Origin of the sequence: Prevotellamassilia timonensis (assembly GCF_021531665.1) — a bacterium.
Taxonomy (GTDB): domain Bacteria; phylum Bacteroidota; class Bacteroidia; order Bacteroidales; family Bacteroidaceae; genus Alloprevotella.
Genome location: NZ_JADYUH010000030.1, coordinates 1 through 24,020, shown reverse-complemented (window position 1 = coordinate 24,020; position 24,020 = coordinate 1). Strand labels below are relative to the sequence as shown.

The following is a 24,020-nucleotide window of genomic DNA, read 5'->3' as shown; positions in this document are numbered from 1 at the left end:
AATCCCCATCTCATGAACACGCTTTTTGACAAAATCTGGGACAAGCACGTGGTGCAACACGTGGAAGACGGTCCCGACCAACTCTATATTGACCGCCTCTATGCTCACGAGGTGACCAGCCCGCAGGCATTCGAGGGAATGCGTCGCCGCGGACTCAAGTGTTTCCGCCCGCAGCAGATTTTCTGCATGCCCGACCACAACACACCGACCCACGACCAAGACAAAACCATCGAAGACCCCGTTTCTCGTAAACAGGTGGACACTCTCGCCAAAAACTGCGAAGACTTCGGACTCACTCACTTCGGAATGATGAACCCGAACAACGGCATCATCCACGTCGTCGGTCCGGAACAAGGACTCTCCCTCCCCGGCATGACCATCGTCTGCGGTGACTCCCACACCTCCACACACGGCGCAATGGGTGCCGTGGCGTTCGGCATCGGCACATCGGAAGTGGAAATGGTCATGGCTTCACAGTGCATCCTCCAAGCCAAGCCCAAATCCATGAGAATCAACGTGGAAGGCAAACTCGGAGAAGGCGTCACCGCCAAAGACATCGCCCTCTATCTCATGAGTCAACTCACCACGAGCGGTGCCACGGGATATTTTGTGGAATATGCCGGCAGCACCATCCGCAACCTCTCCATGGAAGGACGCCTGACACTCTGTAACCTCTCCATCGAAATGGGAGCACGCGGCGGCTTCATCGCACCCGACGAAACGACCTTCGCCTATCTCAAAGGAAAAGACCACGCTCCGAAGGGAGAAGAATGGGACAAGGCGGTCGCAGAGTGGAGCCAACTCAAGAGCGGCGACGATGCCGTGTTCGACAAAGAACTGACCTTCCGAGCCGAGGACATCGAACCGATGATTACCTACGGCACCAACCCCGGCATGGGCATCGGCATCACCCAGCGCATCCCCGCTCCACAAAACGCCTCCGACGAGAAGGCTCTCACCTACATGAAATTCGCTGAGGGCGACGCCATGATTGGAAAACCTGCCGACTACGTTTTCCTCGGCGCCTGCACCAACGGCCGCATCGAAGACTTCCGCGCCTTTGCCTCCATCGCACAGGGACGCCACAAAGCACCCGGCATCACGGCATGGCTCGTCCCCGGCTCCTGGCGCGTTCTGGCACAAATCAAGGAAGAAGGACTGGACAAGGTGCTGGAAGAAGCCGGCTTTGAAATTCGTCAGCCGGGTTGCTCCGCCTGTCTCGCCATGAACGACGACAAGATTCCTGCCGGAAAACTTGCCGTCTCCACCTCTAACCGCAACTTTGAGGGACGTCAGGGACCCGGCTCCCGAACCTGCCTCGCCTCACCGCTCACCGCCGCTGCCACCGCCGTCACCGGCGTCATCACGGACCCCCGCACACTGCTCTGAGACGATTCTTTCTTCCACGTACCCTCCCTCACACATAGCATCCCAAGAAATCATGAAACAAAAATTCGACATCATCGAGAGCACTTGTGTGCCCCTTCCTCTCGAAAACATAGATACCGACCAAATCATCCCTGCCCGCTTCCTCAAAGCCACCGACAAGGAAGGCTTCGGCGACAACCTCTTCCGCGACTGGCGCTTCAACGCCGACGGCTCACCGAAGGATTTTGTCTTGAACGACCCGACCTATTCGGGAGAAGTCCTCGTCGCCGGCAAAAACTTCGGCTGCGGTTCAAGCCGCGAACACGCCGCCTGGGCAATTGCGGGCTATGGCTTCCGCGTCGTCGTGAGTTCCTTCTTCGCCGACATCCACAAACAGAACGAACTGAACAACTTCGTCCTGCCCGTCGTGGTCAGCGAAAAATTCCTCTCCTCGCTCTTTGACAGCATCAAGGCAGACCCCGCGATGAAAGTGCGCATCGACCTGCCCGCACAGACCATCACCAACCTCGCCACGGGGGAAACCGAACAGTTTGACATCAACGGCTACAAAAAATATTGCCTCATGAACGCGCTCGACGACATCGACTTCCTCGTGGAAAGCAAAGACAAGATTGAGGCTTACGAGAAAAAGTGACGACTATGGAAATCATGGACACCACCCTGCGTGACGGGGAACAAACCAACGGCGTCTCTTTCGTGCCCCACGAGAAACTGCAAATTGCAAAAATGCTTTTGCGGGAAGTCTGCGTGGACCGCATCGAAGTCGCTTCAGCACGCGTCAGCGAAGGAGAGCGGCGCGCTGTGACCGACATCTGCGCCTGGGCAGCCCGCCACGATTGCCTTGAACGCGTGGAGGTGTTGGGTTTCGTGGACCATCACGTTTCTCTGGACTGGATTCACTCCTGCGGAGGCAAGGTCATCAACCTCCTCTGCAAAGGCTCGCAGCGTCACTGCATGCTCCAACTCCACAAAACACCGGAGGAGCACATCAAAGACATCTGCGACGAGATTGCCTACGCCGACTCGCTCGGCATCGCCGTCAATGTCTATCTCGAAGACTGGTCCAACGGCATGAAGGACAACCGAGACTATGTTTTCCAACTCGTCGATGCGCTCAGCACCCGCACTTCGGTGCGCCGTTTCATGCTCCCCGACACGCTTGGCGTGCTTGACCCCCTCTCTGCCGTGCGCCACCTTCACCACATGCGGAAGCGCTATCCGAATCTTCACTTCGACTTCCACGCCCACAACGACTACGACCTCGCCATTGCCAACGTCTCCGCAGCCGTTCTCTGTGGTTGCAAAGGCATTCACACTGCCGTCAACGGACTCGGCGAACGCGCCGGCAACGCGCCGCTCGCCAGTGTGCAGGCGATTCTCCACGACCACTTCCACCTGGAAACGCGCATCAAAGAGAGCATGCTCTTCCAAGTGAGCCGACTCGTGGAAAGTTACAGTGGCGTGGCGGTTCCCGCCAACAAACCGATTGTCGGAGAAAGTGTCTTCACACAGGTGGCAGGCGTTCACGCCGATGGCGACAACAAGTCGAACCTCTACTGCAACGCCCTGCTGCCCGAGCGCTTCGGACGCGTCAGAGAATATGCCCTCGGCAAAAACTCGGGCAAAGCGAACATCCTGAAAAACCTCGAGGCGTTCGGACTGGAACTCACACCGGAGCAGACGAAGAAGGTGACAAGCCGCATCATCGAACTCGGTGACAAAAAAGAGATGGTGACGCAGGACGACCTCCCCTACATCGTCTCCGACGTGCTCAAACACGACGCACCGCAAGACCGCGTCCGACTCATCAACTATCTCGTCACCACAGCCCACGGACTCAAACCCACCGCGCAGCTCAAAATTGAGTTCGAAGGAAAGGAATATGAGGCACAAGCCGTCGGCGACGGACAGTATGACGCCTTCATGCGTGGCATCCGAGACATCTTCAAACACCGCCTCGGACGTAAGTTCCCCATGCTCACAGGCTACTACGTCACCATTCCGCCCGGCGGACGCACCGACGCCTTCGTACAAGCCGTCATCACCTGGGAGTGGGAAGGAAAGACCATTCGCACCCGCGGTCTCGATGCCGACCAGACAGACGCCGCCATCAAAGCGACGATGAAAATGCTCAACATGATTTACTGATACATTATAATATACTAAGTAATCCTCAAAAAATAACCTGCATCATCTTTGAAAATCTGATCTCGAAAATCTAATTCAAATCTGACGCAACTTATTATTTTCATATTACTAAAGGAGCGGCTCGCCCATGCCTGACCGCTTCTTTCAAAAAGGAAAAATCATCATGAAACTTCACATTGCAGTGCTCGCCGGCGACGGCATCGGCCCTGAAATCAGCAAAGTCGGCGTGGACGTCATGGAAGCCGTCTGCCGCAAGTTTAACCACGAAGTCACCTTCACCCCCGCCCTCTGCGGTGCCGCCGCCATCGATGCCGTCGGCGACCCTTTCCCCGAAGAAACTTTTGAAATCTGTCGCCAGGCAGACGCCGTGCTCTTCTCTGCCGTCGGCGACCCGAAATATGACAACAACCCCGCCGCCAAGGTTCGTCCGGAACAAGGACTGCTCGCCATGCGCAAGAAACTCGGGCTCTTCGCCAACATCCGTCCCGTGCAGACTTTCGACTGCCTCGTACACAAATCTCCGCTGAAGGAGGAACTCGTGCGCGGCGCAGACTTCGTTTGCATCCGCGAACTCACCGGCGGCATGTATTTCGGCGCAAAGAAGGAAGGCGACGACGAAGCCTTCGACACCTGCGCCTACACTCGCCCCGAGGTGGAACGCATCTTGAAAGTGGCATTTGAATATGCCATGCGTCGCCGCCGCCACCTCACCGTGGTCGATAAAGCCAACGTGCTCGCCTCCTCCCGCCTCTGGAGAAAGGTCGCACAGGAAATGGCGCCGAACTATCCCGAAGTCACGACAGACTACATGTATGTCGATAACGCCGCGATGCGCATGATTCAGGAACCCCGCTTCTTTGACGTCATGGTCACCGAAAACACCTTTGGCGACATCCTCACCGACGAAGGCTCCTGCATCACCGGTTCCATGGGTCTGCTTCCCTCCGCCTCCACCGGCGAGAGCACACCCGTCTTTGAACCCATCCACGGTTCTTGGCCGCAAGCCAAAGGAAAAAACATTGCCAACCCCTTGGCACAGGTGCTTTCCGTCGCCATGCTCTTCGAATATTTCAACCTCATGGATGAAGCCGCACTCGTGCGCCGCATCGTGGACAAGTCCCTCGACGAAAACGTTCGCACACCGGAAATCCAAGTGGAAGGAGGCGGAGTCTATGGCACGAAAGAAGTGGGCGCCTGGCTCGTTGAACAAATCGAAGCGTGCTGAGAGGCATCGTTTCCAAGAGTTAAACCTCGCTGATTCATGGACCAATTCCCCAAATGGATGCTCGCCTTGGCAGGCGTGAACCTCTTGCCACTGCTTGCCTCCCCGTTCTTCCTCTTCGGCAATCTTACGCTTTGCCAGGGACACACGGGAGTGCTCTATCTCTTGTTCTATTTGCTCACGCAGTTGGCGTGGGTTCTGCCCTTGGCGGCATTCTTCGTCAGTCTTGACCTCTATCGCCGCGGCTTTGAAACCGCCGGCGTGGTCATTGCCCTGGCAGGCTGGCTCATCGCCGCCATCGGCGTTTGGCTGCTGCTGTGATATCTTGCAGAGCAAACAATTATTTCGAAAAACATCTCTACTCGCTTCGCGCGTTTTTCTTGCGTTCCCCTTGGCGGTATGCTCAAAAGCACTGCTCAAGTCGCAAGAAAAACGCGCGTGCGTTTTTCACGGTTTCCTTAGGACTTGTCACTTACCCCAAGTTTGATGACATAATATTTTTCACTATCTTTGGGATGTTTGTAGAACTAACTATCTGTATATCAATATCGCTATCCTGCGAAAAATGAATGGTAGTACACAAAAACTTCGCCGGAAGGTGGTATCTTTGCCCCGGTATGCACTTCACGTCTCCACATAGATTCAACTTGAGGTCGCAACGCGATGAAGGGGACTGCCGCATCAAGAAGTCTTTCCGTGGAATCAAAATCAAGAAAAGTTTGTAGTACACAGTGCCGCAAATGAAAATCGCAAAGTGCTGGAAAGCAGGAAAAACGGAGTATGGAATGTCAAACTTGGGCTATGTTTCCTTTTATGGTAGAACTTAACTCGTCTTTATTCACATGTTAAAGAATCCGGATTTTTTTAACTCGTACTTCTTTACGTGTTATCATTTTGGCATATCATTAACATGAACAGATTCTATCACCTCTGCTGGTTCTGTTGCTTTGTACTGGCCAAACTTGATGAAGAGATTCATCAGGCGGGTGTTGATATAATAGTTCTCCTTGCCCATTTTTTCTTTCTTAAGAAGGCCTAGAGCCACAATTCTATCCAGATACTTCGAGGCGGTCTGACGAGATACTTGCATATTGGCTACAACATGGTCAATCTTGGTATAGGGGTGATAGAACAGACCGTTCAGCAATTCATGATTGTATTTGCTGCCAAAGTCTGGACGAATAATATTCTTATATTCAGCCATCAAGCGATGCGATGAAGGGGACTGTCGCATCAAGGAGTCTTTCCGTGGAATCAAAATCAACATAAGTTTGTAGTACACAGTGCCGCAAATAAAATCGCAAAGTGCTGGAAAGCAGGAAAACGGAGAATGAAATGTCAACTTGGTTACCGCGCGACGGGCGGAAAGTGACAAGTCGGTGAAAAAAAGTGACTTAAATCCCGAGATGTAGCAACGTTAATATTTTCAGACTTGCTTGGGAAAGTAATAATAAATCCATAGTTTTGCAACGAAGAGTATGCTCCCGTCGTCAGCATCTGTTTGCACGCCTTTAGGGGTTGTGCTAAAAATTAGGCTGAGTTGATTCTTGATTCCTTAGAGATGTCATTTTCTAAGTGGAAGAAGGAGCATAGCGGGCTATGTGACGACGGAACCAACCAAAGAGCGCACTGAGAATCCGGTCCAAACGTAAACACATTCTTTTGAACACTCCTTGTTCCATAACTTATAGAGCAACCCCCATCTAATGACCAAAACATCACGTTATGAAACGCCTATTACCCATCGCTTTATTTCTTCTATTCACGCTTGTTTGCGCACAAGCACAGACCTCGGACGAGGTGTTCAATCAAGCACAGCAGGCTTATCTGAATCAAGACTACGAAAAGGCTTTTAAACTCTACAAGCAGTCCGCCGATGCCGGTAATCCCGAGGCGATGCACAACGTGGCGGTCATGCTCATTCAACCCGTGGGATGCGTGCAAAACGTGAAGATGGCGATTGATTATTATGTCAAGGCTTCTCAAGCGGGTTACAACCCCTCAACCTACAATCTCGGGCACATGAACTACATGGGCAACCTCAACGGGAAGGTGAACAAACCCGTGGCAGCCAAGTTCTTTCAGATGGCGGCAGACAACGGGCACCCCGAGTCGGCACACTATCTGGGTTTGATGTATGAAGCCGGGGACGGAGTGCCACAAGACAACACGAAGGCAATACACTACATGCGCATCGCTGCCACCAAAGGAAACATTCCCCTTTCAAAAGCGCTTCTGGGATTCATGCTCACCGATTTCACGAGGAGCGAAGAGGAAGTTCGAGAAGGCGTGGATTTTCTCTTGCAGGCACGAACTCGGATGACGTCGCCGGAGATAGATTTTGCCATAGCCATCGAATATGACCATGGCGGTCACATGCCCCTTGACGTTTTGAAAGCCATACAATATTATAAACGAGCCGCCGATGACGGCAATGTCTATGCCATGCGCCGCTATGCGCTGCTGCACCTCAGCGAAACCGCCCCGCAGTGCAATCCTGTCCTCGGTGTGCGTTACCTGAAACGGGCAATGGACAAAGGAGACCTACCGGCAAAGGCTGTTTATGCCTACCTCTTGGACGTCGGAAAGTTCATGCCGAAGAACAAGGCTTTGGCACTCAAAAACTATCAAGAAACCTACGATGCCGGGGGCAAAAGCATGACTTGGTATAATCTCATGCTCCTGCTTTGCGACCAGACAGTGCCGGGACATAATCCCCAAAAAGCCGTTGAAATCGTGAAAGAAATGGCGGCAACCGATGAGAGAGCCAACGAAATCTATAACTCCACCCTCAACGAAGTGAAGTTGAGTATGCCGGATTTCAAAGACTACATCGAGGATATGAAGATTCCCCTTTCAGTCAGACAAAACAGACCCAAAATCAAACAAAACACCTTATGAAGAATTTACTTGCAACCCTCGTGCTCTTCTTGGCTGCATTCGCCTTTCATTCCGCGAAAGCCCAAGAAACATCCTCCGAAGCGAAAGCCCTCATCAACAAAGGTAGCGCACTCGAAAAAGCCGGCGACATCGCCGGAGCAGAACAATGTTATGTCCAAGCCGCCGAAATGGGCGCACACAGCGCATGGATTCTCGCCGGAAACCTCTACGCTCCCGCCGTCTCTGCCAAGCCTAACGCCAAGAAAGCCATTGAATATCTCGAAAAAGGAGTCTTGCACGACCAGCGTGCTGCTGTGCTGCTCGGACTGACCTATTACCTCGGCGACGACCACACGCAACCGAACTATCTAAAAGCACTCACCTATCTGAAAAAAGCCTCCGAGATAGGCGTGGCTTCTGCCAATGGCATCGTCGGCAACATCTATGCCATGGGAGGGTATGGAGTGGCTCCTGACCCCGACCAAGCGTTGTTGTGGCTGATGCCGGCTGCAGAGAATGGAGATGCCAATGCCATGTACAACTGCGGATTGATTCTCATCAATGGGACGCAGTCGCTTGACCCGGACCCTCAGGAGGGTTTGAACTATGTGAAAAAAGCCGCAGCAAAAGGACTCAAAGCGGCACAGAAATGGTTGACGGACAAAGGACAAAAATGGTGATTGGGATGGGCTTCCGACACCGCTTTTCACTGCTTCTCGCCCCCAAAACAGTTCTGAAAGGCACAAAAAACGAGCGAAATGACGAAAGAAAACAAAAAAAAGCGCGGGTTTTGCTTTCTGCAAATGACATTTCTGTAAATTTGTGCTGAAAAACTCCGTATCTTTGCGCTGAGAATCACTTAATCATCCAGATACCATGACCTTAATTAAATCCATTTCCGGTTTCCGCGGCACCATCGGCGGTCGCACAGGCGACACGCTCAACCCCGTGGACATTGCCAAGTCCGTTTCTGCTTATGCCTCTCTTCGTGAGAAAGTCATCAACCGCACCTTCCGCCGCAAGATTGTGGTGGGTCGCGATGCTCGCATCAGCGGTGAAATGGTCAGCCACGTGGTCTGCGGCACACTCATGAGCATGGGCTTCGACGTGGTGAACATCGGCCTTGCTTCCACTCCGACCACCGAGCTCGCCGTCACCATGGAACGCGCCTGCGGCGGCATCATCATCACTGCCAGCCACAACCCGCGCCAGTGGAACGCCCTCAAATTCCTCAACGAAAAAGGTGAATTCCTCCCGCCCGTAGAGGCTTCTGAAGTGGTGCGCCTCGCCAACAGCTGCGACTTTGAATTTGCAGACGTGGACAGCCTCGGATGCTACACCAAGAACTTCAGCTACGACCAGCGTCACATCGAACTCGTCAAAGACCTCGAACTCGTGGACATCGACGCCATCCGTCGTGCTCACTTCACCGTCGCCATCGACACCGTGAACTCCGTCGGCGGCATCATCCTGCCGAAACTCCTCGGACAACTGGGTGTCACTCAGGTCACCGGTCTCAACGTGGAACCCACCGGAGACTTCGCCCACAACCCCGAACCGCTCAAAGAACACCTCTCCGAAATCCGTAACCTCCTGCGCAAGGGACGTCACGACCTCGGCATCGTGGTCGATCCCGATGTGGACCGCCTCGCCCTCGTTTGCGAAGATGGCTCCATGTTCGGTGAAGAAAACACCCTCGTGGCTTGCGCCGACTACGTGCTCCAGCACACCCCCGGTCCCACGGTGTCCAACCTCTCTTCCACCCGCGGTCTGCGTGACGTCACCGAGAAATATGGTTGCAACTACACTGCTGCAGCCGTCGGCGAAGTGAACGTGGTGACCAAGATGAAAGAAACAGGTGCCGTCATCGGTGGCGAAGGAAACGGTGGTGTCATCTATCCCGCCGCTCACTCCGGTCGCGACGCACTCGTGGGCATCGCCCTCATCCTCACTCATCTGGCTAAGACCGGAATGCGTGCTTCCGAGCTCCGCGATTCTCTCCCGAAATATTTCATCGCCAAGAACCGCATCGACCTCGATCCCACCACCGACATCTTCTCCATCCTGCAGAAGGTCAAGGAACTCTATAAGAACGAAACCGTCACTGACATCGACGGCGTCAAGATTGACTTTGCTGACAAGTGGGTGCACCTCCGCAAGAGTAACACCGAACCCATCATCCGCGTCTATTCCGAAGCTCACACCATGGAAGAAGCTGACGCACTCGGCAAACAAATCATGGACATCGTCTATAACATGACGCAAAAGTAAAATTCCAACACGGAAAAACAACGGAACACTCATTCCGACCCAAAGAGCGGGAGTCATCCCGCTCTTTTCAGTTTTCCTTCCTCCGTCTCGTTTTTCACGCCTCCAAAACTTCACGAAATGAGAAACACTCCCCTCTCCACTGCCGGAAAATCTCTGCTTCTCGCTCCGGCGCTGCTCCCCGCGCTCGTGGCTGCTCAAGAACGCTACAACATCGTCTATATCATGACCGATGACCACACCGCGCAAATGATGAGCTGCTACGACAAAACCCACGTCAGCACGCCCAACCTTGACCGCATCGCTGCCGACGGAGTCAAGTTCGTCAACTCCTACGTCGCCAACTCCCTCTCCGGACCTTCCCGAGCCTGCATGCTCACCGGCAAGCACTCCCACAAAAACGGATTCACCCACAACGAGCACGGCATCTTCGACGGCTCGCAGCAAACCATGCCCAAACTCCTCCAGAAAGCGGGCTATCAGACTGCCATCGTCGGAAAATGGCACCTCGTCAGCCTTCCCACCGGTTTTGACTACTGGAACATCGTGCCGGAACAGGGAGACTACTACAATCCCGACTTCATCACCATGGCGAACGACACGGTGCGAGAAAGCGGCTACATCACCAACATCATCACCGACAAAGCCATCGACTGGCTTGACCACAAGCGCGACAAGAACCGCCCCTTCGCACTCTTCATCCACCACAAGGCGTGCCATCGCTGCTGGCTGCCGGAGTTGAAATATCTGAACGAATATGAGGACAAAACCTTCACCAAGCCCTCCACCTTCAACGATGACTATGCCGGACGCGCTGCCGCTCAAGCTCAGGAGATGCGCATCGCTTCCAACCACGACATGGACCTGGTCTATGACACCAAGATGTATCGCCCGGGCATGAAGACCCGCCTCACCGAGAACTATCTTCGCATGATTAGTCGCCTCGACAGCGCAGACCTCCAGACCTACGATGACTTCTACGACCCCATGTCCCGCGACTTCTATCGCAAAAACCTCACGGGTGAAGCTTTGACGGACTATAAATATCAGCGCTACATGCGTGACTACGCCAAGGTGCTCAAGTCGCTCGACGACAACGTCGGACGCACGCTGGACCACCTCCGCGAAGCCGGACTGCTGGAGAACACCCTCGTGGTCTATACCTCCGACCAAGGCTTCTACATGGGTGAACATGGCTGGTTTGACAAACGATTCATCTACGAGGAATCCCTCTCCACCCCCCTCGTCATGCGTCTGCCGGAAGGACTCAAAGCACGCGGCGAGATTAGCGAAATGGTACAAAACATCGACTACGCACCGACCTTCCTCGACCTCGCCGGAGCAGAGATTCCCGCCGACATTCAGGGACGCTCCGTGCTCCCGCTCCTGAAGGGCAAGCACCCCAAGGACTGGCGCAAGGCTGTTTACTATCACTTCTATGAGTTCCCCGCCGAACATGCGGTCAAGCGCCACTATGGCATCCGCACCGCCGACGGTTGGAAACTCGTCCACTTCTACCGCGACATCGACTCCTGGGAACTCTTCAACCTCAACGAAGACCCGAACGAACTCCACAACCTCTACGGACAAGCCGGCACTGAGAAAATCACCCGCCGACTCATGAAGGAACTCGTTGAACTCCAAAAGGAATATGACGACCAAACCGCACTCAGCCTCAACGGCGCTGCCGCCGAAGGCATCAAGTGACGGAAGAAAATTCACAAATGAAACATGCTCGCCCTCCGGTGAAAGTTCAAAATGAACGCCGGATGGCGAGTTTCTTTGTTTGGATGGCTTGGTGGTGTCGTGCGGTGCTGATGCACCGCACACAGGGGTCTTTTTGGGAGTCAAAGAGACGAAAAGTCAAAGAGACAAAGAGTCAAAGAGACGAAGAGACGAAGAGACAAAGAGACGAAGAGACAAAGAGACGGAGAGACGGGGAGTCAAAGAGACGAAGAGATGAAGAGTCGGCGCGGAGGTTGTTTGAACAGGGTTTGTTCAATGGTTGTTCAATGGTTGTTCAATGGTTGGTGTTGTTTTTCCTGGAAGGCGTGGCAAATTTTCGCCACGGCGTGGCAAAAAAATCCGGATGCCTTGTGCGGAGGAGCGACAGGGGTCGGTTTTACACTCGTTTGAGCTGATTTTTTCCTGCATTTTCAAGCAGGTGTCATCAGCTTGGCGAAGAAAAGAGTAGATGTGGCGTAGAAAGATGTCAGTGGCACCAGAATGTTCCGGCGTTTTTGAAAAATTCACTAACTTCGCAGCGCAAAAGAATTCTTTATCCACTCATGACCACTTCTGACAAGAAAACAAAGAAAGGCGGAAAGGCGCTGAATCGTCCGGCGGGGAAAGCACGTAATTCCCAACAAACGGACAACCGCCCTGCCCAAGCCAAAACAACCACGAGCAAATGGAAATTCTCTCCCACCACGGCAAGACGCATTGCCTACGGTGTGGGATTTGCCGCGCTTGTCTTTTTCCTCGGTGCAGTCTATGGCGACGTGCTCTATCGCGCTGAACAGGAAAGTTATGTTTCCACCTCGCCCGACACCATGCACTATGTCTTGAGCGAATCTTGGGGCTCTTGGCGCATCCTCGGTCGCTGGGCGTTGTTGCCTGCCCGCTGGCCGTGGCTGATGGCGCTGCTGCTGGCAGCACTCTTCACCCTCCAGGCATGGCTGACGGACCGCATGCTCGGACTCAAAGCTTCCCTCTCCGGAGTGGGATTTATCGTGCCAGCCGCCTTTATGCTCTGGATGTTGTGGCGAGGCACGAATCTCTACTACAAAAACGAACCGGGATTCATCACCCTCATCCCACTGCTCATCACGGCAGTCCTCTTGCTCCTTGCCGCCACGGCGTGGGTCGTTCGCCGCGTGAACGCAGCGCCAAAAATCGAAGAGAAACCCACGCTGCCTTTCGGTGCGCTGCTCGCCCCCGCTTTGGTAGCTGCCCTGACAATGGGAGCGTGGAAAATGAACGAGAACGTGATTCTCACCGCCCGCCTCCAGAATCTGATGTGGGAGCACGACTGGGAAACCATGGTTGAGGAGGCACGCGCCGCCCAACGTCCCTCCCGAGCCGTTGCCGCCTACCACGCCATCGGACTGCTTCAGCAAGGCAAATTGCTCGACGAAGTGTTCGACATTGCCTACGACTATCCCAAACTCAAACTTGACTCCATCGACGGTAACGAAGAATACGGCATCTTCAACGCCGACTGCAACTTCTACGCCGGCTTGCTGAACCCTGCCTATCGCGAGGCGATGGACCGCGTCGTCATGAACGGACCGCGCATCGTCTATTTCAAACGCATGGCGGAATGCGCGCTGCTGAACGGCGAGACAAAACTCTGTGAGAAATATGTGAAACTTCTTGAAGATGTGCCCTTTGAATCAGACTTCACGGAGCGAATGCGAGAACTGATGCGACAGCGGGAGAAAATCCAAGAAGATGAAACCTATCAACGCGTCATCTCCATGCTGCCCCGCGACACGGCGTTCGAACAGAACTTCCGCTCACCGGCTTTCCTGGGCTATAACCTCGGACTGAACTCCGGCAGCGACGCCACCCTGCTGACCAGCGCAGCTGCCTGCCTCTATTCCAAAGATTTGAAGAGCGCACTGCCCCGCCTGCAAATCATGGCATCGAAAGGAATGTCACTCCCGTCTTGCCTTCAGCAGGTCATCGCCATCCTCAAATTGACGCACCCCGAACTGGCTGCCGAACTACCGCCCGTGAATAGTTTCGTGGAGAACGAACTGAAGGCGTTCCTGAGCGATGCGAAACCCTACGTCAAAGACCGACTCGCCCTGCGACGCGAACTGAAGGAACGCTGGCTCGGCACGTATTTCTACTATTATTACTGCGAGAACAACGACCCGGACCAAGTCATCAAACGCGACAACACGGAGAAGGCGGGAGTGAACTGACGCTGACAGCACAAGACGTTCCTCTGCCCACGACCCTTATTCTATAGAACAGAAACAAACGAACAGACCAGATTCCCATGTTCACCATCTTTCGCACCCTACTCCTTGCCTGCATCGTTCTCCTGGCGACATCTTGCAGCAAGCAAAATTCACAACTTCCCGAACAAGCCACTCCGCTCAAAGAGGTGGCTGACATCTATCCCGACTATCGCGACATCGTCGCTCCGCCCAACATCGCCCCGCTTGATTTCATGGTGAAAAACGAGGCTGACGAAGCCATGGCACACCTCGTCGGCGGTGGCAAAGAACTGATTGCCGAAGCCGACGAAAACGGTACGTTCCGCCTCGACTCCCTGGCGTGGCGCGACCTGCTCACCGCAGCCCGTGGCGCACAGGTGGAGGTGACGCTCTACGTGAAACGCAAGGGAGACTGGCACACGCTGACACCCTTCCACATCACCGTGGCACAAGAACCCATCGACCGCTATCTCTCCTATCGCCTCATCGAGCCGTCCTACGAACTCTATCGCCAGCTCGGACTCTATCAGCGTGACTTGGAAGGCTTCGGCGTGACGACCATCTACGAAAACAACCGAGAGTATTCACAGGATGACAACCACTGTATCAACTGTCACAACTATCAGAACTACTCCACCGAGCGGATGCTCTTCCACGTCCGCGCCAAGCACGGCGGCACGGTTGTCGTCGAGAACGGAAAACCGAGAAAACTGAACATGAAAAGCGACTCCATCCTTTCTTCTACCGTCTATCCGACCTGGCATCCCGACCGCAACTGGGTGGTGTTCTCCTCCAACCAAACGGGGCAGGTGTTCCACATGAAAGACCCGCAGAAGATTGAAGTGGTGGACTATGGTTCCGACCTCGTCTTCTATGACGCCGACCGCAACGAACTGCGCAACATCCTCAAGACCGAAGCCGACCTCGAGACCTTCCCCTGCTGGGCGCCCGATGGTCGCCGCGTCTTCTACTGCTCTGCCCACGTCCCCGAATTTGTCGGAAAAACCGCGGAGCAACGTCAGGATATCATCGGCAAGATCCACAACAAGGTGCGCTACAATCTCATGAGCCTCCCCTTCGACCCTGCCACCGGTAAGTTCGGTGCGCCCGTGGTGGAGATGGACTGCGCCGCAGAAGGCAAGAGCTGCGCCGTGCCGCGCATCAGTCCCGACGGACGCTACTGTCTCTTCACCCTCGCCGACTTTGGACAGTTCCACATTTGGCACACGAGCAGTGACCTCTATGTCAAAGACCTTGTCACCGGCACCATCACTGCCCTTGCCGAGACGAACAGCCCGAACGTAGATTCCTATCACACTTGGAGCAGCAACGGTCGTTGGATTGTCTTCTCTTCCCGTCGCGATGACGGCTCCTACACTCGCCCCTACATCGCCTATTTTGACAAGGACGGGCGCGGTCACAAGGCATTCCTCCTGCCACAGGAAGACCCCGAGCAGAACCTCCGCTTGACGAAGAGCTACAATGTACCGGAACTCACCCGCGACGCCGTGCGCACCACTGCCAAGCAGTTGAAGGAGTGCATCTATCGCGACGAAGACACGCAGAAAGTGAAGTATGTGAAATAGTTCGGTGCGCTCCCGTGTCCGCTTTTGCGAGCCGACGCAGCGCTTCGGATTTTGCAACGCTTGAACTCCCCCCAATTAATCGACAAAGAGGGACTGGCTTCCAATCGGAAATCAGTCCCTCTTTGCGTAGTGAATTTGTATTTTTCGGGAAATAAGTTGGTGCGCTTTCGGTTCTTTCTTCCGCGCTCACCCCTTGACATAGGTTTCCAACATTTCGAAGCGCGGGGTGAGGGGGTGGATGCGGATGTGTTGCGTGGTGGCGGGGAAGAGGATGGTTTCGCCTTCACGGAGACGCTCGATGCCTTCATCGTAGGTCAGTTCCGCTTCTCCTTTATACGCCACAAAAATGACGAAAGAGTCAATGAGCGAATAGTCTGCCTCAAAGTCCGCCGTCAAACGATAGAGGCGGGAGGTGAACTTTGCGCAATCCACAAGATCCACGGCGGTGTCATCGGCGGCAGTGTAGTTCACACGGCTGTAGGGGTCGGCGAGGTAGTTCAGTGCCTCACGTGCTTGTTCAACGTGCAGTTCTCGTTTGTTGCCCTGCGCGTCGGTACGGTCAAAGTCATAGACGCGGAAGGTGTCGTCGCTGGACTGCTGAATCTCAATCAAGAAGTTCCCCGCACCGATGCTGTGGATGCAACCCGCAGGAATGAAGAAGCAGTCGCCGGGGTGCGACTCATGGCGAGCGAGGTGGTTGGTCAGCGTGCCGTCTTTCAAACTCTGGACATAACTCCGCGCCGAGAAGTTCGTGCGGAAGCCGGCGTAGAGGCTGGCACCGGGAACGGGGTTCACGAGATACCACATCTCCGTCTTGCCGAAGGGGTGTCCCATGCGTCGTGCGATGGTTTCGTCGGGATGCACTTGGATGCTGAGGTCTCCGGCGGAATCAATGAACTTGACGAGGAGGGGGAAGTTTGTGCCGTAGTGTGTGAAGTTGCGTTTGCCGAGGAGTTCTTCTTTGAACTGCTCAATCAGTTCCGGGAGGATTTTCCCCTTCAGAGGTCCTTCCGCGACGGGAGTTTCCGCACCCGGCACGGCAGATATTTCCCAACTTTCGCCGATCTGTTTCGGTCCTTCGGTGATGCCCTTGAGTTCAAGGATGTGTTCGCCGCCCCAGATGGTGGGTTTGATGAGGGGGTTGAAACGGAGTGCCTTCATGGGTAAACGCTCAGTGGTTGTGTGTGGAATATGTGTGTGTTTCTTCTTATTTAGTCAGGTTCGTGGTGTCGATGTGTCCGACGCCCTGCACCTCCACGGAGCGTGATGTCGCTTTTCCGGAGAGGATGATGTTTCCGGCACCGTTGATGGAGGCTTCCAATTGTTGCGTGTCAATGCCTTGCAAATCCATGTTTCCCGCGCCTTCGACTTCCACGTCGATGCTTGGTGCTTTCAATTCACGGGAGGTGACGGCACCGATGCCACAGACATTGATGAGCATGGGCACGGAGGAGTTCACTTTTCCCATTCTCAGACACTTACCACCGCTAAGACTGAAGACGCTGACCGAGGGAGCAAAAACCTTCACCACGACCACGGCTTCGTTCGGCAGGGTGTGGCGGCGGTTGATGCCAATCTCAAGCCTGCCGTTTCTGACGACGCTCTCCACGTATTGAAGGGACTGAGGCGGCGCCATGATTTCGATGCGACTTTCGTCGGCGGTCTGCGTGTAGGTCACGTCGGCGAAGCAGTCCACGAAGACGGCGTGGAAAGGCATGAGGTGTTTGGTCGTTTTGGTGTAGCCGGTGGTGTCGCTCTCTTGTTCAGCCAATTGCTTCACCAACTCTTTGATGTCGGTGTGACGACAGGAGGAGAGGAAGAACAAGGAAAGAAGTGACAGAAGGAAAAGGCGAAGTTTCATGGGGCAAGGGGGGGGCAAAGGTGGAAAAGTCAGGGAGGAAGAAACGAAAAATCAGAGTTTCAGGCGTTCAAGGATTCTTTCGCCGTTGGCGGACTCGGTTTCTCCTTGGTTCATATAGAGCAGCAGGGCATTCTGTGCGGCACGGCGCACACGGTAGGCACTGTCTTGCAGTCCGCTTTCTGTTTGGTCGAGGAACTCTTGTGCGTCGCGGTCTGTGAAGCGGAATCCTTTTTTTAGCAGGTGTCCCACCGTGAGGAAACCGCACAGTTGTCGGAGTTCCACGTTGGACGCCATCCATTCAAACACTTTGAACGAGGCGTCTCTCAGGCGACTGAGGAGAAACATGGAGGTGCATTCCGCCTCCTCCGTCTCCTTCATGCTGTCAATCCACAATTCCGCATCGTTTGCGGAGAACTCCTCCGGCGGCATGAGCATCCCCGCCAGGAGGCGGCACTCGCGAATGGATTCCGTCCAGAGCGCGGTGGCGAGCGAGAAGGTGTGGGGAAGTTCCTCTGCCATCTCTCTCAGTCTCGGCAGTTCGACGCCAAAGTTCACTTTGTAGGTCTGTCCTTTGCTGCGCATGCTGGCACTGACAGGACCATTCATCATGCCGCGCAGCGAGCGTTTCACGTGTCTCACCCAGTCTTCCACCGGGCTTTCTTTATCGGGTCGATTCATTGTGCTTTGAACTTTCAAAAACAAGTGGGAGACGTCAAAACATCTCCGTTGGGAATGACAAAGGTAGGGAAAGAAATGAGAAGAAACGAACTTTGCGAGGCGGAAAGTGATTTTACGGCTATAAACTGCCGAGTCAGACACGAAAAACGGAAAGAAAAGGTGATTCCGCGTGTTTTTCGTATCTTTGACCGCCGAAAACGTGGAGACAAAGACGCAAGGAACTTTGTTCGCGGATGTTTCCACCGCCTTTTGGTTTCTCAGATATAGATATGAGTCAGAATTCCTTCCGTAAGTTATGCTCTGCGTTTCGTCGCTACGGCGCGGCGGGATTTATGGTTTGTGGCGCAGTGTCCGTCCTGCAACGTTTCGGATGGAACGTGAAGGCGATGTGGATGTGCGACCGGCAACTTGGCGAGTCAGACCGTTCCACGTTTGAGGCTGCCCACTGCCGCCTTGCTGACGAAGGATGGAGTCTGCGACCGCTGCGCTATGCCGACTTCCGCCGCCTGCGCCCCCTGCATCCGGACTTGCTCGACAGCCATCTGATGTTGCAGTTGGCAGAGGCAGAACTTCATCAAGGGAACGAGTTTGTCGGAGTCTTTGACGGCGAGGAACTGTTGGGCTTCGGCGGCATGAGTTTCATCCACTTTGCAATCTCTGCTGAGCCGCTTCCTCCCGGTGCGGTCTATCTTTGGGACGATTTTGTGTGTCCCGCCCACCGCGGTCGCAAGATTCACAACCTGCTCATCACCCTTCGCTGCGAAATTGCGGCAGAGCGCGGACGCAATCGTGCGCTGGCTCTGGTTCACACCTTCAACAAGGCTTCGCGCAAGAACTTTGAGGAGGAAGGCTTCCGCCGCTTCGCCCTCTGGCTCCGTCTGGAGCGCAAATTTCAATGCGTGGCTGCCTGGCAATGGCGACGCCCCTTCCGCAAGCATCGAATCGTCAAGTTGCAATAGGGGCAAAGAGGGCAAAGAAGTCAAAGAGTTGCAAACCTTCTTCAACCGTCCCGACCTTCAAACAGCGCAAACCTCTCAGCCCTTTTAGCCCCCACCTTGCCGGAGCAAAGCGACTCCGCGCAAACCCTTTTGACAATTTTATACCTAATAATAATATGAAGAAAAGAATCTCCACCATGATGATGACCGCTTCTCTTTGTCTGGGAGCGCTCGCCGCTCCGGCAAACGAATCGCAAGACGACTTCCGCTACACCGACGAGAAGTTCGCTGACATTCAAATGCTGCGCTACTGCGTCAAAGGCTTTGACCAACTGACGCTGCGCCAAAAGACCTTCGTCTATTATCTCCAAGAAGCCTCCCTTGCCGGACGCGACATTCTGTTCGACCAAAACGGACGCTACAATCTCCGCATCCGCAAGATGCTCGAAACGGTCTATACGACCTACAAGGGAGACCGCAACTCCGCCTTCTTCGCCGGAGTCACCGAATACCTCAAACGCGTGTGGTTCTCTTCCGGCATTCACCACCACTACGGCTGCGAGAAATTCCAGCCAACCTTCACTGCCGAGCAGCTCCGCGAGGCGCTGCAGCAGGTGGACGCCTCGCAACTCCCCCTCGCCGAAGGACAAACGCTGCAGAGTTTCTGCGACGAACTCTTCCCCGTCATTTTTGACCCAGCCGTCATGGCGATGCGCGTCAATCAGCGCGACGGCGACGACCTCGTGCTGACCTCCGCTTCGAACTACTATGCCCCCGGCATCACCCAAAAAGAAGCCGAGCAGTTCTATCTTTCCCGCAAAGCACCTGCCGACCCGACTCCCATCATGATGGGAATGAACAGCCGTCTGGAACGGAACGAGTTCGGAAGACTGACCGAAAGGGTTTGGAGAGTGGGAGGCATGTATTCGCCCGCCTTGGAACGCATCGTCGATAATCTCCTCAAAGCACGCGACTATGCCGATTCCCCCGAGCAGCAGCGCGTCATCGATTTGCTCGTTGAGGTCTATCGCACCGGAGACCTTCGCACGTTTGACGACTACACGATTCACTGGCTGCGCGACACGCAGAGCCTGGTCGATTTCACCTGCTACTTCACCGAAAGCTACGGTGACCCGCTCGGCATGAAGGCGTCTTGGGAAGCCATCGTGAACTTCAAAGACATCGAAGCCACCAAACGCACCGAAAAACTCAGCAGTAACGCGCAGTGGTTCGAAGACCACTCACCCGTGGATTCCAAGTTCAAAAAAGAAAAAGTGAAGGGCGTCAGCGCGAAAGTCATCACAGCTGCCATCCTCGCCGGAGACCTCTATCCCTCCACTGCCATCGGCATCAACCTCCCCAACTCCGACTGGGTTCGCAGAGACTTTGGCTCCAAGAGCGTCACCATCGGAAACCTCACCGAAGCCTACAGCAAAGCAGCACGCGGCACCGGATTTGACAAAGAGTTTGTCATCGACGAACCGACGCGCAAACTCATGGAACAGTTCGGAGACCTCTGCGACGACCTCCACACCGACCTCCACGAATGTCTCGGACACGGCAGCGGGAAACTCCTCCCCGGAACCGACCCCGACACACTGAAAGCCTACGGTTCCACCATCGAGGAAGCACGCGCCGACCTCTTCGGACTCTACTATCTTGCCGACCCGAAGCTCGTGGAGCTCGGACTCACACCAAACGCTGAAGCCTACAAGAGTCAATACTATTCCTACATGCTGAACGGCTTGCTCACGCAGCTTGTGCGCATCAAACCCGGACAGCAGATTGAGGAAGCACACATGCGCAACCGCGCTCTCATCGCCCGCTGGGTCTATGAGCAAGGCAAAAAGGACAAAGTCGTGGAACTCGTCAAACGCAAGAACAAAACCTACGTCAAAGTGAACGACTATGCAGCCCTGCGCACGCTCTTCGGTAAACTCCTCGCCGAGATTCAACGCATCAAGAGCGAAGGTGACTATGAAGCCGCACGCTCACTGGTTGAAACCTATGCCGTCAAAGTGGACCCCGTGCTCCACAAGGAACTTCTCGAACGCTATGCCCGACTCAACGTGGCGCCCTACAAAGGCTTCATCAACCCCGTCTATCAAGCCGTGAAAAACGACAAGGGCGAAATCATCGACGTCAAATTGGACTACACCGAAGCCTACGACGCTCAGATGCTCCGCTACAGTCGCGACTACGCCACTCTCCCCTGGGTGAACGAATGATGAACAGACAACACACTTAAGGGGTGTTCTATAAATTAGGTTGAGTTGATTTTTGATTTCTTAGAGATGAACTTTTGTCAGTTGAGGAAGGAGCATAGCGGGCTATGTGACTGACGAAACTTACAAAAGGGCGCGCTAAGAAACGAAAAGCAACCAAAACGTAAGCACTTTCTTTTGAATGTTCCTTATCCCGTAATTTATAGAACACCCCTTAATGGTTTGACTCCGTGGATGCTTGCGCAGGAAAAGCCCTTCTACAGTATTCCAACGCTGTCGGTGACAGTCCGGTGACAGTTCGGTGACAGTGTCACGGAGGCGTCACGGAGGTGTTTAGACATAAGTTCAAAAGACATTTATCGGACAGCAATGACCCCAAAAGGGCTGATACTTCGCGAGAAGTGTCAGCCCTAATTTATTTTCTTTGCAAAAGTCTTACCAGACAGCAATAGGAGCGATAAAAAACCATAATACTTTGAAGGAAACCCTTGTAGTTTTTTAGGAAAGCAAGTATATTTGCATATATTTTGTAATCAAAATCGGAATAATTACGAATATGGCAACGAAAATACAGCGATTGTTAGAATCCAACCCCAATATGAAAGTGGCGTTTGGCAGTTGGCTTTCCCTACAAGGATTGGATGAGAAAAGCCAGTACGCTTATACGAAGAGCGGGTGGCTTCAACGTCTGTCCAAAGGTGTTTATAAGGTGCGAGGCACAACACCTACATTGTTCCAGACCATCGCAGCCTACAACAACCAGTTGGGCAAGCAATGTGTCATAGGTGCCTATACCGCCCTTGAATTGCGTGGCTATTCCCACTATCTTTCTATGGGCAAGCCCAAAGCATATCTCTATGTCAATAGCAGCAACCGACTTCCCCAGTGGATGATGAATGAAGAATGGGATATGACCATAAAGGCTGTCACCACTTCCTTCTTAGGTGATGACCTGAAAGGAGTGGAGACGATGGTGATTGGCACCGACACCTTGCTCGTTTCCTCCCCAGAGCGTGCCATCCTCGAATGTCTCAATCTCTCTGATGCCTCTTCCAACCTACTTGACATCTATTACGTCATGGAAAGCCTTACAACCCTCCGCCCGAGACTGTTGCAGTACCTCCTTGAAGGCTGCACCTCACAGAAGGTGAAGCGTTTGTTCCTGTACATGGCAGAGAAAGCCAATCATCCATGGTACAAGTCTTTGAAGACTGACAACATAGAACTGGGCAGTTACCGTCAGATGATTGTGCCCAAAGGAAAGTATATAAGAAAATATAACATGACCATCCCCACAGAACTTGCAGAATATGAATAAAAAGAATATCAACACCCAGGTATATTCCCAGAAGGTGGAACTGCTGCTCCGCCTTATCCCTATAGTGGTGGAAGAAGGCGTGTTTGCCATTCACGGAGGAACCGCCATTAACCTGTTTATGAAGGACCTGCCCAGATATTCCGTTGATATAGACCTCACCTATATCCCCTTGTCAGACAGACGGCAAAGTATTGATGACATCAACCTTCATCTCCAATCTATCAGCGAGAAGGCGAGGAAAGCCTTCAAGGGAATGCATATCGTGCCCAATTACAGCACATGCAAGTTGCTGTGTGAATACCGTGGCAAGCAAGTAAAGGTAGAGGTGAACCAGACGAAGCGAGGCATCGTTGGTGGTGATGTCCTGACTGTGCCTTTAAGTGATAGGGCGCAGGACGAGTTCGGACTATATTGCGAAGCTCGGATTGTCCCCATCACCCAGTTGTATGGCGGCAAGATAGCTGCAGCCCTGTCCCGCCAGCATCCCCGTGACCTCTTTGATGTCAAGTATATGGATGTCCCTCTGTCCGAGTGCCGTGAAGGTCTTATCTTCTGCCTTCTTGGCAGTGACCGACCTATCCATGAGAGTTTTTCTCCACGCTTTGTCGATCAGAGAGAGGCGATGATCAATCAGTTTGAAGGCATGACCGATATCCCCTTCCCATATGAGGAGTTTGAGGAGACGAGGAAAACCCTCGTTGAAGATGTTTGCCATCTGATGACAGAATCCGACAAGCGTTTCCTGCTCAGTTTCGAATCCGGCAATCCCGACTGGAAAGGCTATGAGTTCGAATATTTCAAAGACTATCCATCCGTGAAATGGAAGTTGCTTAACTTAAAGAAGCTGGCTAAGCAGAACCCCCAGAAACTCGAAGAGGAAGTCAAGCAACTCCAAGACGCATTCCTTATATAACCCTTTATGAGGCTGTGTCGTTATCAAGATTTACGGCGCAGCCTCTTACTTTTTAGGGGGGTCTAAAAATTAGGTTGAGTTGATTTTTGATTTCTTAGAGATGAACTTTTGTCAGTTGAGGAAGGAGCATAGCGGGCTATGTGACTGACGAAACTTACAAAAGGGCGCGCTAAGAAGCGAAAAGCAACCAAAACGTAAGCACTTTCTTTTGAATGTTCCTTATCCCGTAATTTATAGAACACCCCTTTAGCCACTGAGGGTGGGCATTTTCTCAGGCGACCGATTTCTGAATTTTTCCAAAATATTCGATTCTCAAGCGATAAAATCCGCGATATAAGCCAAAACAGGCAAAGAATCGGGTGTATTTCCCCCGTTATTCGTTTGTTTCGCTATCTTTTTGAGCACAATTTCTTTCTTCTTAGCGCACCCTTTTTGAAACATTAATGTTCATGAATTTGATTCATTAAAAAGCCATTAATTTTTTGGAACACGGAACGCGCGAAATGTTCAGAAATTAATGAGACATTTAATGAGACAATTAGTAGGCATTAATGGAGAAACATTTCTTGCCAGGAGCGCACCTAGGAAAAACTAGGAGCGCACCTAGGAAAAACTAGGAGCGCACCTAAGAAAAACTAGGAGCG

Annotated in this window: 20 protein-coding genes; 15 read left to right on the top strand and 5 right to left on the bottom strand. The window is 53.3% G+C overall.

Features of this window, described 5'->3' with window-relative positions; all coding sequences use genetic code 11:
- Positions 1–12: 12 nt before the first annotated feature.
- The 5 genes from leuC to I6E40_RS06435 all read left to right on the top strand — a co-directional run bounded on the left by leuC (position 13) and on the right by I6E40_RS06435 (position 5,080).
- Positions 13–1,389 carry a 3-isopropylmalate dehydratase large subunit gene (leuC, locus tag I6E40_RS06455; RefSeq protein ID WP_235386220.1) on the top strand — a complete coding sequence of 459 codons (1,377 nt, stop codon included), beginning with the start codon at positions 13–15 and terminating at the stop codon, positions 1,387–1,389.
- Positions 1,390–1,441: 52 nt separating this feature from the next.
- On the top strand, positions 1,442–2,023 hold the full coding sequence (gene leuD / locus I6E40_RS06450; protein ID WP_235386219.1) for a 3-isopropylmalate dehydratase small subunit: 582 nt from the start codon (positions 1,442–1,444) through the stop codon (positions 2,021–2,023).
- 5 nt (positions 2,024–2,028) lie between these two features.
- Positions 2,029–3,537, top strand: coding sequence for an alpha-isopropylmalate synthase regulatory domain-containing protein (locus tag I6E40_RS06445; protein ID WP_235386218.1), 1,509 nt, complete (start codon positions 2,029–2,031; stop codon positions 3,535–3,537).
- Positions 3,538–3,700: 163 nt separating this feature from the next.
- On the top strand, positions 3,701–4,762 hold the full coding sequence (gene leuB / locus I6E40_RS06440) for a 3-isopropylmalate dehydrogenase (protein ID WP_235386217.1): 1,062 nt from the start codon (positions 3,701–3,703) through the stop codon (positions 4,760–4,762).
- A 36-nt stretch (positions 4,763–4,798) separates the two neighbouring features.
- Positions 4,799–5,080 (top strand): hypothetical protein, encoded by a 282-nt coding sequence (locus tag I6E40_RS06435; RefSeq protein ID WP_235386216.1) that lies wholly within the window; start codon positions 4,799–4,801, stop codon positions 5,078–5,080.
- 568 nt (positions 5,081–5,648) lie between these two features.
- Here I6E40_RS06435 and I6E40_RS06430 read toward each other — a convergent pair.
- Complete coding sequence (locus I6E40_RS06430) at positions 5,649–5,963, bottom strand: helix-turn-helix domain-containing protein (RefSeq protein WP_235386215.1); 315 nt, start codon at positions 5,961–5,963, stop codon at positions 5,649–5,651.
- A gap of 521 nt (positions 5,964–6,484) precedes the next feature.
- On the opposite strand from I6E40_RS06430, the gene I6E40_RS06425 reads away from it, so the two are divergent.
- The 4 genes from I6E40_RS06425 to I6E40_RS06410 all read left to right on the top strand — a co-directional run bounded on the left by I6E40_RS06425 (position 6,485) and on the right by I6E40_RS06410 (position 11,614).
- Positions 6,485–7,660 (top strand): tetratricopeptide repeat protein, encoded by a 1,176-nt coding sequence (locus tag I6E40_RS06425; protein WP_235386214.1) that lies wholly within the window; start codon positions 6,485–6,487, stop codon positions 7,658–7,660.
- Positions 7,657–8,319 (top strand): tetratricopeptide repeat protein, encoded by a 663-nt coding sequence (locus tag I6E40_RS06420; protein WP_235386213.1) that lies wholly within the window; start codon positions 7,657–7,659, stop codon positions 8,317–8,319. The genes I6E40_RS06425 and I6E40_RS06420 overlap by 4 nt, the downstream gene beginning before the upstream one ends.
- Positions 8,320–8,515: 196 nt before the next feature.
- The gene (gene glmM / locus I6E40_RS06415) at positions 8,516–9,910 is read left to right on the top strand and encodes a phosphoglucosamine mutase (protein ID WP_235386212.1); all 1,395 of its coding nucleotides are present in this window, start codon (positions 8,516–8,518) and stop codon (positions 9,908–9,910) included.
- Positions 9,911–10,027: 117 nt separating this feature from the next.
- Complete coding sequence (locus I6E40_RS06410; protein WP_235386206.1) at positions 10,028–11,614, top strand: sulfatase; 1,587 nt, start codon at positions 10,028–10,030, stop codon at positions 11,612–11,614.
- A 291-nt stretch (positions 11,615–11,905) separates the two neighbouring features.
- Here the strand turns inward: I6E40_RS06410 and I6E40_RS06405 are convergent, their stop codons facing one another.
- A complete protein-coding gene (locus I6E40_RS06405) occupies positions 11,906–12,193 on the bottom strand; it encodes a hypothetical protein (RefSeq protein WP_235386205.1) in 288 nt (95 codons plus the stop codon).
- 2 nt (positions 12,194–12,195) lie between these two features.
- On the opposite strand from I6E40_RS06405, the gene I6E40_RS06400 reads away from it, so the two are divergent.
- Together I6E40_RS06400 and I6E40_RS06395 are read left to right on the top strand one after the other, a co-directional pair.
- Complete coding sequence (locus tag I6E40_RS06400) at positions 12,196–13,839, top strand: DUF6057 family protein (RefSeq protein WP_235386203.1); 1,644 nt, start codon at positions 12,196–12,198, stop codon at positions 13,837–13,839.
- Between the two features lie 77 nt (positions 13,840–13,916).
- Positions 13,917–15,443, top strand: a complete 1,527-nt coding sequence (locus I6E40_RS06395) for a TolB family protein (RefSeq protein WP_235386201.1) — start codon at positions 13,917–13,919, stop codon at positions 15,441–15,443.
- A 186-nt stretch (positions 15,444–15,629) separates the two neighbouring features.
- Here the strand turns inward: I6E40_RS06395 and I6E40_RS06390 are convergent, their stop codons facing one another.
- Genes I6E40_RS06390 through I6E40_RS06380 form a run of 3 tightly spaced genes read right to left on the bottom strand, consistent with a single transcriptional unit; the run spans position 15,630 to position 17,982 of the window.
- The gene (locus I6E40_RS06390) at positions 15,630–16,604 is read right to left on the bottom strand and encodes a type I phosphomannose isomerase catalytic subunit (RefSeq protein WP_235386199.1); all 975 of its coding nucleotides are present in this window, start codon (positions 16,602–16,604) and stop codon (positions 15,630–15,632) included.
- A gap of 46 nt (positions 16,605–16,650) precedes the next feature.
- Positions 16,651–17,304: a GIN domain-containing protein gene (locus I6E40_RS06385; protein ID WP_235386197.1), complete on the bottom strand. Its 654-nt coding sequence runs from the start codon at positions 17,302–17,304 to the stop codon at positions 16,651–16,653.
- 51 nt (positions 17,305–17,355) lie between these two features.
- Positions 17,356–17,982: a DNA alkylation repair protein gene (locus I6E40_RS06380; protein ID WP_235386195.1), complete on the bottom strand. Its 627-nt coding sequence runs from the start codon at positions 17,980–17,982 to the stop codon at positions 17,356–17,358.
- A 269-nt stretch (positions 17,983–18,251) separates the two neighbouring features.
- Between I6E40_RS06380 and I6E40_RS06375 the strand changes: the two genes are divergently transcribed.
- The 4 genes from I6E40_RS06375 to I6E40_RS06360 all read left to right on the top strand — a co-directional run bounded on the left by I6E40_RS06375 (position 18,252) and on the right by I6E40_RS06360 (position 23,376).
- Complete coding sequence (locus I6E40_RS06375; protein WP_235386193.1) at positions 18,252–18,941, top strand: GNAT family N-acetyltransferase; 690 nt, start codon at positions 18,252–18,254, stop codon at positions 18,939–18,941.
- A 155-nt stretch (positions 18,942–19,096) separates the two neighbouring features.
- Positions 19,097–21,148 carry a dipeptidyl-peptidase 3 family protein gene (locus tag I6E40_RS06370; RefSeq protein ID WP_410897039.1) on the top strand — a complete coding sequence of 684 codons (2,052 nt, stop codon included), beginning with the start codon at positions 19,097–19,099 and terminating at the stop codon, positions 21,146–21,148.
- 553 nt (positions 21,149–21,701) lie between these two features.
- On the top strand, positions 21,702–22,463 hold the full coding sequence (locus I6E40_RS06365; protein ID WP_235386191.1) for a type IV toxin-antitoxin system AbiEi family antitoxin: 762 nt from the start codon (positions 21,702–21,704) through the stop codon (positions 22,461–22,463).
- Entirely contained in the window at positions 22,456–23,376 is a 921-nt protein-coding gene (locus I6E40_RS06360; protein WP_235386190.1) for a nucleotidyl transferase AbiEii/AbiGii toxin family protein, read from the top strand. Before I6E40_RS06365 ends, I6E40_RS06360 begins: the two co-directional genes overlap by 8 nt.
- The last annotated feature ends 644 nt before the right edge of the window (positions 23,377–24,020 follow it).

Excerpts from the sequence above, each read along its gene's own strand:
- leuC (WP_235386220.1), top strand. The coding sequence starts at position 13 with ATGAACACGCTTTTTGACAAAATCTGGGACAAGCACGTGGTGCAACAC.
- leuD (WP_235386219.1), top strand. The coding sequence starts at position 1,442 with ATGAAACAAAAATTCGACATCATCGAGAGCACTTGTGTGCCCCTTCCT.
- I6E40_RS06445 (WP_235386218.1), top strand. The coding sequence starts at position 2,029 with ATGGAAATCATGGACACCACCCTGCGTGACGGGGAACAAACCAACGGC.
- leuB (WP_235386217.1), top strand. The coding sequence starts at position 3,701 with ATGAAACTTCACATTGCAGTGCTCGCCGGCGACGGCATCGGCCCTGAA.
- I6E40_RS06435 (WP_235386216.1), top strand. The coding sequence starts at position 4,799 with ATGGACCAATTCCCCAAATGGATGCTCGCCTTGGCAGGCGTGAACCTC.
- I6E40_RS06430 (WP_235386215.1), bottom strand. The coding sequence starts at position 5,963 with ATGGCTGAATATAAGAATATTATTCGTCCAGACTTTGGCAGCAAATAC.
- I6E40_RS06425 (WP_235386214.1), top strand. The coding sequence starts at position 6,485 with ATGAAACGCCTATTACCCATCGCTTTATTTCTTCTATTCACGCTTGTT.
- I6E40_RS06420 (WP_235386213.1), top strand. The coding sequence starts at position 7,657 with ATGAAGAATTTACTTGCAACCCTCGTGCTCTTCTTGGCTGCATTCGCC.
- glmM (WP_235386212.1), top strand. The coding sequence starts at position 8,516 with ATGACCTTAATTAAATCCATTTCCGGTTTCCGCGGCACCATCGGCGGT.
- I6E40_RS06410 (WP_235386206.1), top strand. The coding sequence starts at position 10,028 with ATGAGAAACACTCCCCTCTCCACTGCCGGAAAATCTCTGCTTCTCGCT.
- I6E40_RS06400 (WP_235386203.1), top strand. The coding sequence starts at position 12,196 with ATGACCACTTCTGACAAGAAAACAAAGAAAGGCGGAAAGGCGCTGAAT.
- I6E40_RS06395 (WP_235386201.1), top strand. The coding sequence starts at position 13,917 with ATGTTCACCATCTTTCGCACCCTACTCCTTGCCTGCATCGTTCTCCTG.
- I6E40_RS06390 (WP_235386199.1), bottom strand. The coding sequence starts at position 16,604 with ATGAAGGCACTCCGTTTCAACCCCCTCATCAAACCCACCATCTGGGGC.
- I6E40_RS06385 (WP_235386197.1), bottom strand. The coding sequence starts at position 17,304 with ATGAAACTTCGCCTTTTCCTTCTGTCACTTCTTTCCTTGTTCTTCCTC.
- I6E40_RS06380 (WP_235386195.1), bottom strand. The coding sequence starts at position 17,982 with ATGAATCGACCCGATAAAGAAAGCCCGGTGGAAGACTGGGTGAGACAC.
- I6E40_RS06375 (WP_235386193.1), top strand. The coding sequence starts at position 18,252 with ATGAGTCAGAATTCCTTCCGTAAGTTATGCTCTGCGTTTCGTCGCTAC.
- I6E40_RS06370 (WP_410897039.1), top strand. The coding sequence starts at position 19,097 with ATGAAGAAAAGAATCTCCACCATGATGATGACCGCTTCTCTTTGTCTG.
- I6E40_RS06365 (WP_235386191.1), top strand. The coding sequence starts at position 21,702 with ATGGCAACGAAAATACAGCGATTGTTAGAATCCAACCCCAATATGAAA.
- I6E40_RS06360 (WP_235386190.1), top strand. The coding sequence starts at position 22,456 with ATGAATAAAAAGAATATCAACACCCAGGTATATTCCCAGAAGGTGGAA.